This is a genomic window from Gordonia effusa NBRC 100432 (assembly GCF_000241305.1).
Taxonomy (GTDB): Bacteria; Actinomycetota; Actinomycetes; order Mycobacteriales; family Mycobacteriaceae; genus Gordonia; species Gordonia effusa.
The window spans coordinates 122,168-138,826 of the sequence record NZ_BAEH01000115.1 but is presented as its reverse complement, the minus strand read 5'-3'; the positions used below and the strand labels follow the sequence as shown (position 1 = coordinate 138,826).

The window sequence follows — 16,659 nt, the reverse complement described above, 5'->3', positions numbered from 1 at the left end:
ACGCGCGTCTCGCTCCGCTCGGCGAGCGCACTCGACCAACTGAGCCCTCACCGCTGGTCGAGTGCCCGGCGAGGCGCCAGCCGAGCCGGGTGTATCGAGACCACCACGCCCACGACCGCCACCACACCGGCAACTATGCTCCCGGCGCGAATTCCTCCAGCATGTCCGTGACCAGCGCCGCAATCGCCGACCGCTCACTTCGCGTCAGCGTCACATGCGCGAATAGCGGATGGCCCTTAAGCTTTTCGATCACCGCGGCCACCCCATCGTGCCGCCCGACGCGCAAATTGTCACGTTGCGCTACGTCGTGCGTGAGCACCACTCGCGAGCCAGTTCCCAAGCGGGACAACACCGTCAGCAACACATTGCGCTCCAAGGATTGCGCCTCATCGACGATGACGAACGAATCATGCAACGACCGACCACGAATATGCGTGAGCGGCAACACTTCCAGCATCCCGCGGCTCAATACCTCGTCGATCACTTCTGGCGAAGCAAGTCCCTCCAAGGTGTCGTACACGGCCTGCGCCCACGGCCCCATCTTTTCGTCGGCACCGCCAGGTAGATAGCCAAGCTGTTGTCCGCCAACGGCATACAGCGGCCGGAACACGACCACCTTGCGTTGTGTTCGACGTTCCAGCACCGCTTCCAGTCCGGCACAAAGCGCTAGCGCGGACTTACCGGTACCGGCCTTTCCGCCGAGGGAGACGATGCCGACGCTGTCGTCGAGCAGTAGATCCAACGCCACGCGCTGTTCGGCCGATCGCCCATGCAGCCCGAAAGCTTCGCGATCGCCGCGCACCAGTTGCACCTGTTTCGTGGGAGTCACCCGCCCCAAGGCCGACGAACCATTACCCAGCAACCGAATCCCGGTGTGGCACGGCAGTTCTCGCGCGGCATCGACGTCGATCACTCCGTCGGAGAAAAGCGCATCGATCGCCGCCGGCTCGACGTCGAGTTCGGTCATCCCCGACCATCCCGACACTACGACGTCCTGCGCGTGATACTCGTCAGCGTCCAACCCGACCGCACCCGCCTTGACCCGCAACGGCGTGTCCTTGGACACCAGCGTCACATCCTTGCCTTCGGCGCGAAGATTCAACGCGCAGGCCAAGATTCGCGAATCGTTGTCGTCGGTCCGGAAGCCAGCGGGCAATACGGACGGATCAGTGTGATTGAGCTCCACCTGCAGGGTGCCGTTTTCCGAACCGATGGGAATCGGCAAGTCGAGACGACCGTGTTCGAGGCGAAGATCATCGAGCAGACGAAGGGCCTCACGCGCGAACCAGCCGAGTTCGTGGTGATGGCGTTTGCCCTCGAGTTCGCTGATCACTACCAGCGGCAGAACGACGTGGTGCTCGTCGAATCGTGTTACGGCCCAAGGGTCGGACAGCAGCACGGAGGTGTCGAGGACATAGGTGCGAATGGTCACGTCAGGGCTCCTAGTGTGTACGGCACCCGCACACACGCTTTGCGGTGACCGGTCGGTTCTGGCTCTTTCCCACCGCCAGGCGGGAAGGGCGAGGACCGGGGCCGGTCCTCTCGCTGCGCATTTCGCTACCACGATTCGAACCTTCCGGATGGACCGCTTCCCCGCAGTCCATCAAGGCTCAAGGTACGCCGACGCCCCCTACGAGTTGACCTCGTAGGGGGCGTGTCGGCGTGAAATCTGGGTTAACCGAATCCCAACTACTGCGCGGCGAGTGCGAGGATGCGCTGACGCGCGGCCTCGGCATCGTCGGACAGTCCGTGTACCGAATTGAGTTTGAGCTGATCAACGAGTGTCGCGGCGATCTTGCCCTTGGTTTCGTCATTCTCGTAGTCGGCGATCAATGCCCACTCGTCGTCGAAGTCCGCGATATCAGCACCGATCTGCTCGAGCTTTGTCAGTGCGTTGTCGACGGCGATGACCGTTGCCTCCTGGTCAGCTACCAAACCGGCAGCCAGGAATGAACCGAAGGTCGTCGCCTGAGCACCGTCGTCGCCGGCAATCTTGGCGAGGATCTGCTTGTAGGCGTCGTCGGTCGCCACCGACGAGAGGCGCTCAATGAAGGCGACGCACTGGTTCTCGTGCACGGCCATCAGTGCCAAGGTGTCTAGCGGACTCAGGCCGGTCACCTTGTCGGTCCGCTGACGGTAGCCCTGTGTGACGTGGTGCAGCCGACGTTCCTCGGCGTCGAGCGGATCGATCGCGCGGGTCACTACGAGGTAGTCGCGCAAGACGATAGCGTGCCGGTTGTCCTCGGCGGTCCACACTCCGACCAGCTGGCGCCAGTCGGAGAACGCCGGGAAATGGATCGCGAGAACACGGTGGTACGACGGCAGATTGTCCTTGGTCAACAGCAGGGCGAGGGTCGCCGCCCGCTCCTCCGCGGACATGGTGCCCTGCGACGGATCCCAATCCTCACCGCCGAGGAAAGCGAAGTTGCGGCCCGAATCCCACGGCACCCAGTCATGCGGATTCCACGGGGTCGCGATCTCCGCATGCTCCTCGGCAATCTCGGGGAGCGCTTTCTCCAGTGCGATGATCAGCTCGTCTTCCGGCAATACAGTCACGCACGAAAGAATACAAGCCGACCACCTCGCTGCCTAAATCCCCGCCTTGTCGGCGGTGCGCGCACGAGCGACGGCGCCGGTATTCGCGGCCGCCGCTTCCACCTCGACAGCTGCCTCTTCGGCAAAGGGCACTTCTTCGATGTCGACGGTCGTGCGCAGCGGGCGGTTGGGAATGAAAACGACCGCGAGCAGCGCGACAACAGCACACACCGCGCCAATCAGGAAGATTGCAGCAGTGGCATCACCGTAGGCCCCGCGAACCACCTCGACCACCGGTGCGGGTAACGCTGAAAGGTCGAGCGAGTCACCACTCGCGTGCGCTCCGGTGATGCCGATCTTCGCCAAACCTTCAGTAGTTAGATTGGTGACCCGAGTCGCGAGGATGGATCCCATCACCGAAACACCGATGGCACCGCCGAACGTACGGAAGAAGGCGACATTCGCCGACGCCGCGCCGATGTTCTGCACGCTGACCGTGTTCTGCACCGCGAGCACGAGGTTCTGCATGAGCATGCCCGTACCGAGGCCGACGAGGAACATAAATATGCCCAGGAGCCACAGCGACGTGAGGTGATCGATCGTGCCCAGCAGTCCGAATCCGGCGATCAACAATGTCGCGCCGCCGATCAAGAAGGGCTTCCACCGGCCGAACCGGGTGATCAGCTGCCCCGAGACGACCGAGCCGCCGAACATGCCTACGACCATCGGGATGGTCAGAACGCCGGCCTCGGTCGGCGAGTAGTGACGTGCGGTCTGGAAATATTGGCCGAGGAACGTCGTGGCACCGAACATCCCGACGCCAACGGCTACCGACGCGAGGATTGCCAACGCGGTCGTGCGTTCGGAGACAATGCGCAGCGGGATAATCGGCGATGCCGCCCGCGACTCGACGAATACAGTCGCGATAAGTAGCAGGACGCCACCGCCCACATACATCGCGGTTTCCTTCGAGATCCAGTCATAGCTCGATCCGGCGAACGAGACCCAGATCAACAACACGCTGACACCGGCCGTCAGTAGCATCGCTCCAAGCCAGTCGATGGACACGTCTTCCTTGCGGATGGTCGCGATATGCAGCGTCTTCTGCAATAGAACCAGCGCGATGAGCGCCAGCGGAACGCAAACCAGGAAACACCAGCGCCACCCGAGTGGACTGTCGACGATGACGCCGCCCAGGATCGGGCCGCCCGACATCGACACCGCCATCACCGCACCCATATACCCGGAGTAGCGGCCGCGGTCGCGCGGCGACACGATAGAGCCAATGATCGCGACGGCCAGCGCGGTCAGACCGCCCATGCCGACGCCTTGGACCACACGACCAACCAACAGCACCGGCACGTTATGCGCCATACCCGCGATCAGCGAGCCGGCCACAAAGATCACCAGCGACAGTTGTACCAACAGCTTCTTATTGAAGAGATCGGCGAGTTTTCCCCAGATCGGCGTCGACGCCGCGTTCGCCAGCAGCGCCACCGTGATGACCCAGGCGTATTCGGTCTGAGTGCCTTTGAGGTCGGCGATGATGGTTGGCAGAGCAGTGGCCACGATCGTCGACGACAGCAACGCCGTGAACAAGCCGGCCAGCAGGCCAGTCATCGCCTGCAGCACCTCGCGGTGCGACATCGCGGGTGGGCTGGACGCACTCACCTCGGTTGGAGCAGCTGACATCTGACTTCCTTACGTGATTGAAGAAATAGTGTTGTCACGCCGCCGCATAATCTCGCGGCGACGTTGAAATCTATTGAGACAGTGACGATCTCAGTTTTCTGAGCGCGCCGAGTGCAGCGGCCGCATCGGCATCGGACCACTGCGTCAACTTGGGTGCGATGCAGTCGAACCGGCGCCTCATGGCAGCACTGAGCGCCTCGCGCCCGGCGTCGGTGATGACAACCTGAGTCGCGCGGCCGTCCTGGCCGTCGCGGCTGCGCTCCAGCAGACCGGCGGCGACGAGCTTGGATATCTGCCGGCTCAGCACCGACTCGCTGACGAAGAGCTTGTCGGCGAGGCAGTTCTGCCGGACCGGCCCGGCCGAATCCAATGCCCACAGCACGCCGACGAGCGGAGCCGCCAGCCCATCGGCCGCACCGTCAGCTCGCGCGACGTCGGCGCGGACCGTACGGCCGAGCAGCATAAGTTCGTCCAGTAGTGCCGCCACTGAGGAATCAGTGAGTGTCATCGAATCGCCTCTTTAGATAATTACCTGACGAAAGCAACCGATTGCATAGCGCAACTATTCCCGCGGGAAGGCACGTGTAGCTATGCGACTCGTCACATAAGGAGTGATCCGCCGCGACTGAAAATTCTCGTCCCCGTGAGTGGGCTCGGAGGGCAATATGCCCTTCGATACCGCTGAGGGGGACGATATTTCACACCTGAGAGCGCACGACCCCACCGCCTTAGCGCGCCGGGTACCGAAATCCGCCCCCTGGGCCGCCGCCGAGGGAACATTGCCCTCGCTGGCCCTGAGCGCGCAGAAACTAGCCGGCCAACCGCGGATTCAACCCAGGTCTGGCCGGAAGGTACGCAGCCGAAAGTCAGATACGGCTCATCAGGCCCCAGGACTCCAGCCCGTCGTAGAGCGGGAAGTCCAATGCCAGCTGCGATACCCGCGCACGTAAGCCCGAAACATCCGCCGATTGCCCAGCGGCCAGCGCGGTTCCAATAATGTCGGCGACCTCGGTGAACTGTTCGGCGCCGAAACCACGCGTCGCAAGGGCAGGCGTGCCGATGCGCAGACCGGAGGTGACCATCGGCGGGCGGGGGTCAAACGGCACCGCATTGCGGTTGACCGTGATGCCGACCTGGTGCAGCAGGTCCTCGGCCTGCTGGCCATCGAGCGAACTGTTACGCAGATCAACCAGGACCAGATGGACATCGGTGCCACCGGTCAGGACCGAAACACCGGCCTTCTCGACGTCGGCGCCGGTGAGTCGGTCGGCCAGAATCTTGGCGCCTTCGATGGTGCGACGCTGCTTGTCGGCGAATTCCTCGGTACCCGCCACCTTCAGCGCGACGGCCTTCGCGGCGATGACGTGCATGAGCGGCCCGCCCTGCTGGCCCGGGAATACCGCCGAGTTGAGCTTCTTGGCCCATTCCTGCTTGGCCAGGATGATGCCCGATCGCGGTCCCCCCAGAGTCTTGTGCACGGTCGAGGACACGACGTCGGAATGCGGAACCGGGCTGGGATGCAACCCCGCCGCGACCAGACCGGCGAAATGCGCCATGTCGGTCCAGAGGTACGCGCCGACCTCGTCGGCGATCGAGCGGAACGCCTCGAAGTCGAGGGTGCGGGGATACGCCGACCACCCGGCGACGATAACCTTCGGCTTGGTGTCGAGGGCGATCTTGCGCACCTCGTCCATGTCGATACGGAAGTCTTCCTTGCTGACTCCGTAGAAAGCGTTCTCGTAGAGTTTGCCGGAGAAGTTCAGACGCATGCCGTGCGTGAGGTGCCCCCCGTGCGCGAGGTCCAGACCGAGCAACGTCTCCCCCGGCTCCATCAATGCCTGCAACACCGCGGCATTGGCCTGCGCACCCGAATGTGGTTGCACGTTAGCGAAATCCGCGCCGAATAGTGCCTTGGCCCGATCCCGCGCGATGTCTTCGACGACGTCGACGTACTCGCAACCGCCGTAATACCGCCGGCCGGGATAGCCCTCGGCGTACTTGTTGGTCAGCACGCTGCCTTGCGCTTGCAGGACCGCGCGCGGAACGAAATTCTCCGATGCGATCATTTCCAACGTGTCGCGCTGACGGCTCAATTCGCCGTTCATCGCAGCCGCGACGTCGGGATCAAGCTCGGCCAGCGAGATGGAATTCACGGACTGTGCGGAGTCGGCGTCACTCATGGGCCCAAGTTTATGGTGGCCGATGATCGTGACTGCTATCGGGGGCGACTCATCCGGCGAGTTCGGCACGCAGCACGGCCGGCGTCAACGGCTCGTCGAGTAGTCGTCCGAACCGCTCCAGCCGCTGCGACGTCGGAGCCGCATCGAGCCACGTCCCGAGCAAGCGGTAACCCTCGACATAGGTACTGATGTAGGCCCGCCACAACGGCGACGTCAGGAATCTAATCATCTGTCGCGCGCGAGCCGGTGGTGCGAGCAGCCACGTCTGGAGAAACTGCACGACGGTGTCCTCGTCGGCGTGCCGATCGTGAAGTAATAGTGCCGCGTCTTGCCGCACCGAGAGCAGTCCAGCAGTCGCACTCCCCACACGCTGAGCACGCTCGCCGTCGAATCGTAGTCCCAGGTCGGCGTAGATTTCCTGGGCCCACACGCCCCACTGCGGCCCGACGGCGGCGACCAGCGCGTGATCGGCCAGTCCCTCGGCCATCAGGCACTGCGGAGTGTTGACCACGAAGATGGACTGCTCGTGCTGGCCCGCTCCAACCAGAAATTGCTCCTTCCGGCAATGCTCGGTGTGGTGCCCCGGATAAGCCTCGTGCGCGATGAGATGCGGCAACGACGACATGTACTGCGTGAGGTCGCCGTTGATTGCCACCCGCGACGAGTAGTTCCCCAAGTAATAGTTGAAACCCGACCACGGCTGGTCGGACACCACCTCGAAGTCCACAATCTCGTTGTCGGGCAACGGATATGTACTGCGCACGCGGTCGCGCAAGGCGCTGGCGAATGCCTGTACGCATTCGTCGACCCGGTCGGCCGGAATCTCATCCCGACGCCGGTGGTCGGCATATGCGTCCGCGACACCGGTCACGGGCACGCCGAGAACGCGGGCGAGTTCGGTCTGGGCGTCCCGATATCCCTGCGGATCGGCCATCTCGATGCCGACGTCGAAATACGCACGCACCTCATCGACGAAGTTGATCTGCTCACCGGCCATTTTGCGGGCCGAGCACTCGAGTGCCACCAGGTGCGAGTCGATGAATGCCGCACGCGCCGAAGACAATTCACCAGGTAGCTGTTTTCGTAGTGTCCTGGCACGACCGGCCAGTTCCGCCGGATCGGGCTGTGGCCCCGACTCGACGTCGGCTCGCAGTCTCCGATCACCGGTGTACGCGTCGACGAACCCCGGCTCCAGACGGTCGAATGCCAAGCCCAGACGCAGGTACTCCTCCACCACAGATGCCTCCATAAGCTCACCACGATAGCGACGCCGATGAGTCAGTTCACCTTCCCCGTGCCTAAGCTAGGACGATGTTCGCATCGACGATCTGTCCGCTGACCCCGCGGATGCGCTGATGGCACGCGACGCCACCGGGCGCGACCCGAGCCTCTACATCGAACTCGACCGCAAACAGTGGCGTGATCTGCGCCAGGCGATGCCAATGGTGCTCAATGAGACTGAACTCGACTCCCTCGTCGGACTCGGTGAGCAAATAGACCTCGATGAAGTCGCCGACGTCTACCTACCTCTCTCTCGTCTGATTCACTTACGGGTCGCCGCACGGCAACGGCTATATGCCGCGACGTCGACCTTCCTCGGTGAACTACAAACCAGCCGCCAGGTCCCCTTCGTCATCGGTATCGCCGGCAGTGTCGCGGTCGGTAAGTCGACGACGGCGCGTGTGCTCGCCGCGCTCCTCGCGCGGTGGGATTCGCATCCGAAGGTGGATCTGATCACCACGGACGGATTTCTGTTGCCCACTCGAGAACTCCAGCGGCGAGGGATCATGCACCGCAAGGGGTTTCCCGAATCCTATGATCGGCGCGCGCTGCTGCGCTTTGTCACCGAGGTTAAGTCGGGTGCGCGGGAAGTAACCGCTCCGGTCTACTCCCATCTGACCTACGACCGGGTGCCCGACGTCATGCACTACGTCCGTCAGCCCGACATCCTCATCGTCGAAGGCCTCAACGTGCTGCAGACCGGTCCGACCCTGATGGTGTCTGATCTGTTCGACTTCTCCATCTACGTCGACGCGAAGATCCGTGATATCGAAAAGTGGTACATCTCAAGGTTTTTGCAGATGCGAACCACTTCCTTCGCTGATCCCAATTCACACTTCCACTCGTATGCGGGGTTGACCGACGAACAGGCCACCGCCGCCGCCAGCGATATCTGGACGTCGATCAACCGCCCCAACCTCATCGAGAACATCCTGCCGACACGCCCCCGGGCAACCCTGGTGTTACGCAAGGATTCTGACCATTCGATCAACCGGGTGCGGCTGCGAAAGCTGTAGTCGGCGTTGCCTGGCTAACCGGAGGCGCGTTCGTCGAAGGACGTCGGGTAACCGCCGGTGATGGCGATCCGATTCCACGTGTTGATCATCGCGATACTCGCCAGCACCTGACCGAGTTCATATTCGTCAAAGACAGCGCGCGCCGCTTCGAAAACCTCACTTGCGATTCCACTTTCGGCGATCAGAGTCACTTCGTCGGTCAACGCCAACGCGGCGCGCTCGCGGTCATCGAAGATACCGGTCGACTCACGCCACGCAGCGATCACTCCGAGTTTGACCGGATCGGCGCCCGATTCCAGCGCGTCGCTGGTGTGCATATGCAAGCAGTAGGCACAGCCGTTGATCTGCGAGGCGCGAATGTAGATCAACGCCACCAGCCCGGCGTCAAGATCCTTCGACGATGCGCGCTGCAGGGCGACAAGTGCCTTGTACACGACGGGATTCGACGACGGCATCCACATCCGGGTGCCCTCTGGCGCCGCGGTCATGCGCGTGCTCCCTTCGCTGAGCCGGCCGGATAAGTCGCATTGAGCCACTGCGCGAACGTCGTCGGTGTCTGCTCGAATTCACCACGTGGAGTCAATGCCCCCGAACGAATCGCCTTGCCGCCGTAGTTAACTCCCAGAACCCATTTCGGTGTGCCGCGGCGTTTCGCGATCGCACGAGCAACGTCGAGCATATCCAGATCTGCCGGACCGGCGACGTCGATCTCGGTCGCGGCCGGGTTGATTGCCGTGTCCGCCAACAGTTTTGCTCCGTCGGCGGCGGCCAGCGGGCGAGAGAGCATACGTGCTGAGATGCCGATCGGACCGACACTCATCGCCTCGGTCAGCGTCCGCGCCAGCTCGAACCATTGCCCGGTGCGGAACAGGATGGCACGATCGCCGAGTTCGCGCCGGTAGACCTTCTCCTGCTCGGCTTTGCCTTGGTAGTAGCCCATCTTCGCGTTGACTTCCGGATCAGCCGCGTTGACGATCGACAAACACACCACGCGCTTCACGCCGGCGTCGATGGCGACTTTGCTGACGTTGCGCGCGACAGTACCGAAGAAGTCGATCGACTTGGCGGCGCTCTGCGTGACGACATTCGCGCATTCGATGATGACGTCGACACCGCGTGCGGCTTCTGCCAGCCCATCACCGGTGTATGCGTCAACACCTGCTGCCCGGTGGGCCCGCACGACGTCGACGCCGCGACCTTCCAGCTCGTCGGCGACCAACCGCCCCATGCCGCCACTGGCTCCGATCACCAAGATTTTCATATCCGACCTTCTTCTCGATTGTTGTCGCTTCCTAGGCCACCGTAACGCCAGATTGGCACGTATTATCAGTGCAATCTGACGACCGAAACTTGGGCCAATTGGAGCGCACCTGTGACACCGACCGACCATTGGGCCGCCGTCGCCCAACGCCTGGGCACCGACTTGTTTCTCGACCTCCAACCTGATCCGACGCTGTCGGCTCACGGCCGGGGCGCGCAACTGCGCCGGTCCCTGACTTCCGAATTACGCACAGCGATCAGCGATGGAAGACTTCCGGCCGGGACCAGACTGCCTCCCTATCGATCACTCGCCGCCGACCTTGGCGTGGCACGCGGGACGGTATCGGCGGCCTACTCCGAACTCATCGCCGAAGGATGGCTCACCGCACGACAGGGCTCGGGTACCGTCGTGGCCCACACCTCGACGCCGTCGGCTCCGGTAACCGCTCGACATAAACCCAGCGGACCAACACACGATTTCAGTCTGGGCGCGCCAACGTCATCCCTGTTTCCCCGCTCCGACTGGATCGCGGCAACGCGCGTCGCGGTCACCGAAGCCCCGCACAGCGCATTCGGTCCCGGCGATCCGCAGGGCAACTATGAACTGCGCGAGGAACTTTCGCGATATCTGGCACGAGTGCGCGGAGTCCGCACCACGCCGGACAACATCGTGCTAACCACCTCGGTTCATACGGCGCTGGTGTCATTGTGCGGACGCGCATTCGACGGCGCGCTGGCAGTCGAATCCTTTAGTCTGCCGTTTCACCGCGCCTCCATCGAAGCGGCGGGCACGTTGACCTTGCCAATTCCGATCGACGACAACGGCGCCGACGTCGGCGCACTCACCAGCGACGCCTACGGCGACGCCAAGGCCGTCTTGCTGACTCCATCCCACCAGTTCCCGACCGGCGTCGCACTCAGTCCGGCTCGCCGTGCAGCCGTCGTCGCAGATATTCGGTCGCGCGGCGGGTACATCATCGAAGATGACTACGACGGCGAACTTCGGTACGACCGTGAGCCGATCGGCGCGGTGCAGGGACTGGCGCCCGACAGCGTGATTTACACCGGTTCGGTCAGCAAATCCCTGTCCCCCGCGGTTCGTATCGCGTGGTTGGTGGTGCCCGACGCCGTCGTCGAGCCGTTGGTCGCCGCCAAAGGGCCACGCGAACCCGACGCCAGCATTATCGACCAACTCGTACTGGCACAGCTCATTCGAACCGGCGCGTATGACCGGCATATCCGTCGTAGCCGCCAGTTCTATCGCAAGCGGCGCGATCATCTGGTGGCTCGGTTACGCGACGTCGGTGTGGACGCCGGTGGCGTATCCGCCGGACTTCATATCGTTCTCCCCTGCCGGCCTGATGCCGAGGAGTCGATCCTCGCCGCGGCGTGGTCGGCTGGATTTCTGGTCTTTGGCCTCGGCCAATTTCGTCACCCCGCCGCATCACCGGACGGCCGCGGCGGCATCGTCGTCGGCTTCGGCTCACCAACCGACTCGAATTTCGCCGCCGACGTCGACGCGCTGGCCAACCTGCTCGCCAGGTTCAGATGAAGTCCCGGGCTGGCATACCGCGTCGCGGGCTGGCGCTACTTCCCGAATCTTCTACTGCGAGCGGCGTAGTCGCGCAATGCTCGCAAGAAGTCGACGCGGCGAAACTCCGGCCAGTAAGCGTCGGTAAACCAAATCTCCGAGTAGGCGCTCTGCCACAGCAAGAAACCCGATAGTCGTTGCTCGCCCGACGTCCGGATCACCAGATCGGGGTCCGGCTGACCTTGCGTGTACAGATTGCGATCGATCGCATCGACGGTGACCGCCTCGATCATCTCCTGTGGCGAGGAACCTTCGGCAGCAGCCTTGGTAAGCAACGACCGCACCGCATCGACGATCTCTTGCCGGCCGCCATACCCCACCGCAACATTGACATTCATCCCCGTGCGGCTGTCGGTACGCGCCGACGCCGTACGCAACCGTTCAGCCACCACGTCAGGCAGCTCATCGAGCGTGCCCACGATTCGCACCCGCCAGTTGCCTTCCGGGCCGGATATCTCGTCGATGATGTCGGGGACTATCTCCAGCAACGCGTCGAGTTCGTCCGATGTCCGCTGCAGATTCTCAGTGGATAGGAGATAGATGGTGACCGTCTCGATCCCGAGCTCCGAACACCAGCCGAGCATCTCGGCGATTCGTGCGGCACCGACACGATGTCCCGCGCTGACGTCCTCGAACCCCGCCTCGCGTGCCCACCGGCGGTTGCCATCGCAAATGATGGCGACATGTCGGGGGTTTTGAGTGGGGTCCATCAGTTGGACGAGCCGCCGCTCATAAATCTGGTACAGCGGCCGCCGCAGCCGGGTCGGAAGAATCTGCACCTACTTCAACTCCCGCGAACGCAGCGTAACTGTCACCTTGGACACCTTACGCGCCAAGCTGAGAGCAGACTGACAACCGGCTTTTCCGCCCCGGCGGATGAACCTACGGTACCGTAGGTTCATGGTGTTGACTCCCCCGGACGAATCGACGACGCTCGTCAAACCCCGATTACGAGGGATCATCCACCATTACTCGGCTTTCGTCGCGGTCGCGGCGGGAATCGCGCTGGTCATTGGCGCGGCGGTACTCCGCAGTGCCGGAGCCGCACTCGCATGCGGCGTCTACGCGCTAACGGTTGTCGGTCTGTTCACCGTCAGCGCCACGTATCACCGGGTGACCTGGAAGACCGTCAAAGCACGCACGATGATGAAGCGCGCCGATCACTCCATGATCTTTGTCTTCATCGCCGGCACTTACACCCCATTTTGCGTGGTCGGATTGCCCGACCCGACACGGTGGTGGGTGCTTGGCATCGTCTGGTCCGGCGCGATCGCCGGCGTGTTGGTGAAAGTCGTCTGGCCCGGCTCGCCACGCTGGCTGGGCGTCACGCTCTACATCGTTCTCGGGTGGGTCATCGTGGGCGCGGCACCGGCGCTTATCGAGCATTGTGGCGTCGCCGTGCTGGTGCTACTCGCGGTCGGTGGCGTCTTCTATAGCGTCGGCGGCATCCTCTACGCGATGCGTTGGCCGGATCCCTGGCCAGAATTTTTCGGCTATCACGAGGTGTTCCACGCATGTACCGCGATCGCCGCCGTCACGCATTACATCGCGGCCTGGATCCTGATCGCCTCGTAAACCTGATGCAGGTCATGGGCTAGCGGACAGTTATTCTTACCCGGTGCCCGCCTCAACCGGAATGACGCTGCGCCGTGTGCGCGGCTGCGTTGCCGGCGGTTTGTCGGGTGCCACGAGTATCACCGCACACGGTCTGGCTGGCGGCGGCGAGCCGCCATCAGGAAACTCGATCGCACTGCTCGTAGTGGCGTGTGCGGCTTTTGGCGCGACCGTTTCAGCGGTGAAGGTTGACCGGGGCGCTCTTGCGCCCTTACTGGCTACTATCTTCGCTGGGCAAGCGATCGGCCACACTACTTTGATGCTCGGCGCCGAGCACAGTCACACCGGGTTGGTCGAGAGCCTGACTCCAGGCATGCTCGCTTTCCACTGCGCCATCGCGATACTCGACATCGCCCTGATTTGGTTGGCGGAATCGGCTGCCACCTGGGCACTTTCACTTCTGCATCGATTGATTGTCGACGATGTGGACGCGACGCAGACAGTCACACCGATGTGGGTGGTCTCCTCCACACCCACTCAGACCGCCTACGGTCTGCTCATTGCCGCCGCGAGTGTCACTCGCGGACCACCTCAAGCTCTCATCTCGCACTGAATTCCCTTGCGCGCCCGGCATACGTCGGCGCGCTATCAGCCCATTCGCGAAATGAGTTACTCCATGTCTTCACCCCCTGTTTCACCGTCGACCCCGGAAACCGGTTCGACGCAATCTGATTCAGCTCCGCCGCAAGTGTCGCGAAAAAGTTCATTCACGCCTCTCTTGCGCCGGCTCCACTTCTACGCCGGGATACTGATAGCACCGTTTCTGGTCGTCGCGACTATCAGCGGCGCGATATATGCGGTTGCTCCGACGCTGGAGAATCTGACCTATCGAAGTTATCTGCAGGCCGACTCGGACGGACCGGCCAAATCTGTTGCGGCCCAAGTTCAGGCCGCGCAGAGTGTCCTGCCACATCTCGCACCGACCGCGGTTCAGCCTGGCAATGACGGACACACCACCCGAGTGCTCTTCACCGATCCATCGCTCGGCGAATCGTTTCGCTGGTCGGTATTCATCGACCCGGCAACCGCCAAACCGCAAGGCACGCTGCAGGTGTACGGAAGCTCCGGCGCCCTGCCGACACGGGCCTGGATCGATACGTTGCATCGCAATCTGCACCTCGGCGAGGCTGGTCGCATTTACAGCGAACTAGCCGCCTCTTGGCTGTGGGTTATCGCGCTGGGTGGTTTGGCGTTGTGGGTCAGTCGATACCGCAAACAGCGACGTGCGGGCGCCGCTGCACGACTACTCACCATCGATCGCTCAGCGTCGACGTCGACGCCAGGCGCCAAGCGCAAACGGACCCTCGATTGGCATGGCTTCGTTGGCATTTGGCTCGTCGTCGGACTGGTCTTCTTGTCAGCCACCGGCCTTACCTGGTCGCGATTCGCCGGCGAGAATGTCTCCGACATGCGAGCCTCGTTGAGCTGGACCGCCCCATCGGTGGAGACCGACCTTAGCGGTGCCGCGACGCCGTCGACGAGCGCGCACGATCAACACGGCGGAATGACAATGCCGGACGGAACGAGGATGTCGTCGGAGACGCTGTCTACCAACATTTCCCGACTCGACGAAGTTCTTGCTACAGCACGCGCGGCTGGCCTCGATGGTGTTGTGGAGTCCTCCATCCCCGCCGACTCGACAACCGCTTTCAGTGTCAAGCAGTCACGGGTTCCGTGGGTGTTCTCGCGCGATGTCGTAGCGATCGACGGAGCGACGGACACCGTCACCGATATCTCTCGGTTCGCGGACTGGCCGTTTGCCGCCAAACTGGCTGAATGGGGAATTCAGCTGCATATGGGAATTCTGTTCGGCCTGGCGAGTCAACTCGCGTTGTTCGCACTGTGTATCGCATTGCTGACGGTGATCATCCGCGGCTACGTGATGTGGTGGCGACGTCGGCCGACCGGGAAAGCTAACGCTGACAACATAATTCGCGGCACCGTCGGCGCACCTCCGAGCGCGGGAGCCTGGCGGGACGCCCCATTGTGGGCGGTCATCGGCATTGTCGGGATAGCCGTGCTCGTTGGCTGGTTCATCCCTCTACTCGGCATCTCGCTACTAGCGTTTCTGGTACTCGACGCCGGAACACGCGTGGCCCGACGAGTGATGTAGCCGCCTGGGTCCCATTGCGGCGCCGCCGAATTCACCTCTTTTTCTCGCATTCACCTCATCCGCGGATGAGGTGAATGCGAGGAAAGGGGGGTGAATGTTTCGGCGAGCGGTGTAGGGTTCTCCGAATGGCATTTCGGCACCGTGAGTGGATAACTAGCGACTCGCCGCCCGTGCCAGCTTTCGAAGCACAACGGTCGTCGCATCCCAGTCCATGCACTTGTCGGTAACGGACTTACCGTAGATCAGCGGCTGCGCGTCCGGCGATTGCGCTCCCGCCTCAAGGAAGCTCTCCAACATCACGCCGCTGATCGAAGTGGTTCCGGCACTGAGCATGTCAGCGATTTCTCCGGCGACTTCCGCCTGCCGGAGATGATCCTTGCCGGAGTTGGCGTGCGAGCAGTCGACCATAACCCGTTGCGGCAGATCGGTTTTCGCAATCACCGCGACGGCCTGCGCGATGGACTCCACGTCGTAATTCGGGCCCGATGTTCCGCCGCGAAGGATCACGTGGCAGTCTTCGTTGCCCGCGGTCTCTACGACGGCACCTTTGCCGAAGTCGTCAACTCCGAAGAAGACATGTTGTGCGGCAGCCGCATTCACGCCGTCGACGGCAACCTGGATATTTCCGTCGGTGCCATTTTTGAAGCCGACCGGCATCGACAGACCAGAAGCGAGTTGACGATGTACCTGAGATTCAGTGGTACGCGCGCCGATCGCTCCCCAGGCCACGGCATCGGCGATGTACTGGGGACTGGTTGGCTCAAGGAACTCGCAGCCGACCGGCAGGCCAAGGTCGATGATGTCGAGCAGTAGCGAGCGGGCGGTACGCAGACCTCGTTCGACGTCGAAGGTTCCGTCCATACCGGGATCGTTGATCAGCCCCTTCCACCCAATAGTCGTGCGGGGCTTCTCGAAGTACACGCGCATCACGATCTTCACGCTGTCGGCGTATTCGGTAGCCAATGGGGCAAGGCGGCGCGCGTAGTCGAGGGCAGCAATCGGGTCGTGGACCGAGCACGGTCCAACGACAACAAGCAGCCTGTCGTCGTGACCGGCAAGGATCGCGGCGATCTCATCGCGGTCACGCTGGACGGCCAGGGCTCGACGCACGGTCAATGGAAGTTCGTTACGAAGGGCGTCGGGAGACGGTATCGCCCGGAAGGAGCGGATACGCCGGTCGGAGGTCGACGCCGCGTCTAGGGTCGTCACAGGCGAATTGCCGGATGCATCTGAGGTGGTGGTCACTGAAAAACCTTTCGTGGTTGTACCGGATCTTGAGTCGGTTTCCGGTGTCACCGCGAGAATCTTCCCCTGGTAGCCCGGAAACAAAGAAAGCAGCAACCGAATGGTCGCTGCTTGAGGCTCCGGGTTTGTGTG

General features: G+C 62.7%; 15 protein-coding genes. 5 read left to right on the top strand and 10 right to left on the bottom strand.

Annotated features, from left to right (window positions below; genetic code table 11):
- Positions 1-133: 133 nt before the first annotated feature.
- The 6 genes from phoH2 to GOEFS_RS20235 form a co-directional block, all read right to left on the bottom strand.
- The gene (gene phoH2, locus GOEFS_RS20260) at positions 134-1,432 is read right to left on the bottom strand and encodes an RNA 5'-3' helicase PhoH2 (RefSeq protein ID WP_007319825.1); all 1,299 of its coding nucleotides are present in this window, start codon (positions 1,430-1,432) and stop codon (positions 134-136) included.
- Positions 1,433-1,689: 257 nt separating this feature from the next.
- Complete coding sequence (locus GOEFS_RS20255; RefSeq protein WP_007319824.1) at positions 1,690-2,556, bottom strand: acyl-ACP desaturase; 867 nt, start codon at positions 2,554-2,556, stop codon at positions 1,690-1,692.
- Between the two features lie 33 nt (positions 2,557-2,589).
- Positions 2,590-4,227 carry an MDR family MFS transporter gene (locus tag GOEFS_RS20250; protein ID WP_007319823.1) on the bottom strand — a complete coding sequence of 546 codons (1,638 nt, stop codon included), beginning with the start codon at positions 4,225-4,227 and terminating at the stop codon, positions 2,590-2,592.
- A gap of 70 nt (positions 4,228-4,297) precedes the next feature.
- The gene (locus tag GOEFS_RS20245; protein ID WP_007319822.1) at positions 4,298-4,735 is read right to left on the bottom strand and encodes a MarR family winged helix-turn-helix transcriptional regulator; all 438 of its coding nucleotides are present in this window, start codon (positions 4,733-4,735) and stop codon (positions 4,298-4,300) included.
- Between the two features lie 358 nt (positions 4,736-5,093).
- A complete protein-coding gene (glyA, locus tag GOEFS_RS20240; protein ID WP_007319821.1) occupies positions 5,094-6,407 on the bottom strand; it encodes a serine hydroxymethyltransferase in 1,314 nt (437 codons plus the stop codon).
- A 49-nt stretch (positions 6,408-6,456) separates the two neighbouring features.
- Positions 6,457-7,656, bottom strand: coding sequence for a hypothetical protein (locus GOEFS_RS20235; protein ID WP_040525716.1), 1,200 nt, complete (start codon positions 7,654-7,656; stop codon positions 6,457-6,459).
- A 106-nt stretch (positions 7,657-7,762) separates the two neighbouring features.
- Between GOEFS_RS20235 and coaA the strand changes: the two genes are divergently transcribed.
- Positions 7,763-8,704: a type I pantothenate kinase gene (gene coaA, locus GOEFS_RS20230; RefSeq protein WP_007319819.1), complete on the top strand. Its 942-nt coding sequence runs from the start codon at positions 7,763-7,765 to the stop codon at positions 8,702-8,704.
- Between the two features lie 14 nt (positions 8,705-8,718).
- Here the strand turns inward: coaA and GOEFS_RS20225 are convergent, their stop codons facing one another.
- Together GOEFS_RS20225 and GOEFS_RS20220 are read right to left on the bottom strand one after the other, a co-directional pair.
- A complete protein-coding gene (locus GOEFS_RS20225; RefSeq protein ID WP_007319818.1) occupies positions 8,719-9,192 on the bottom strand; it encodes a carboxymuconolactone decarboxylase family protein in 474 nt (157 codons plus the stop codon).
- Complete coding sequence (locus GOEFS_RS20220) at positions 9,189-9,965, bottom strand: SDR family oxidoreductase (protein WP_007319817.1); 777 nt, start codon at positions 9,963-9,965, stop codon at positions 9,189-9,191. Before GOEFS_RS20220 ends, GOEFS_RS20225 begins: the two co-directional genes overlap by 4 nt.
- Before the next feature lie 111 nt (positions 9,966-10,076).
- On the opposite strand from GOEFS_RS20220, the gene pdxR reads away from it, so the two are divergent.
- Positions 10,077-11,516: a MocR-like pyridoxine biosynthesis transcription factor PdxR gene (pdxR, locus tag GOEFS_RS20215; RefSeq protein ID WP_007319816.1), complete on the top strand. Its 1,440-nt coding sequence runs from the start codon at positions 10,077-10,079 to the stop codon at positions 11,514-11,516.
- Between the two features lie 35 nt (positions 11,517-11,551).
- On the opposite strand, the gene GOEFS_RS20210 is transcribed toward pdxR, so the two are convergent.
- Complete coding sequence (locus tag GOEFS_RS20210; protein WP_007319815.1) at positions 11,552-12,334, bottom strand: isoprenyl transferase; 783 nt, start codon at positions 12,332-12,334, stop codon at positions 11,552-11,554.
- Between the two features lie 121 nt (positions 12,335-12,455).
- Here GOEFS_RS20210 and trhA point away from each other — a divergent pair, with 121 nt between their 5' ends.
- The 3 genes from trhA to GOEFS_RS20195 all read left to right on the top strand — a co-directional run bounded on the left by trhA (position 12,456) and on the right by GOEFS_RS20195 (position 15,282).
- Entirely contained in the window at positions 12,456-13,130 is a 675-nt protein-coding gene (gene trhA, locus GOEFS_RS20205) for a PAQR family membrane homeostasis protein TrhA (RefSeq protein WP_007319814.1), read from the top strand.
- Positions 13,131-13,173: 43 nt separating this feature from the next.
- Positions 13,174-13,722, top strand: a complete 549-nt coding sequence (locus GOEFS_RS20200; protein WP_007319813.1) for a hypothetical protein — start codon at positions 13,174-13,176, stop codon at positions 13,720-13,722.
- 63 nt (positions 13,723-13,785) lie between these two features.
- Positions 13,786-15,282 (top strand): PepSY-associated TM helix domain-containing protein, encoded by a 1,497-nt coding sequence (locus tag GOEFS_RS20195; RefSeq protein ID WP_040525713.1) that lies wholly within the window; start codon positions 13,786-13,788, stop codon positions 15,280-15,282.
- 153 nt (positions 15,283-15,435) lie between these two features.
- On the opposite strand, the gene GOEFS_RS20190 is transcribed toward GOEFS_RS20195, so the two are convergent.
- Entirely contained in the window at positions 15,436-16,527 is a 1,092-nt protein-coding gene (locus tag GOEFS_RS20190) for a 3-deoxy-7-phosphoheptulonate synthase (RefSeq protein WP_007319811.1), read from the bottom strand.
- Between the last annotated feature and the right edge of the window lie 132 nt (positions 16,528-16,659).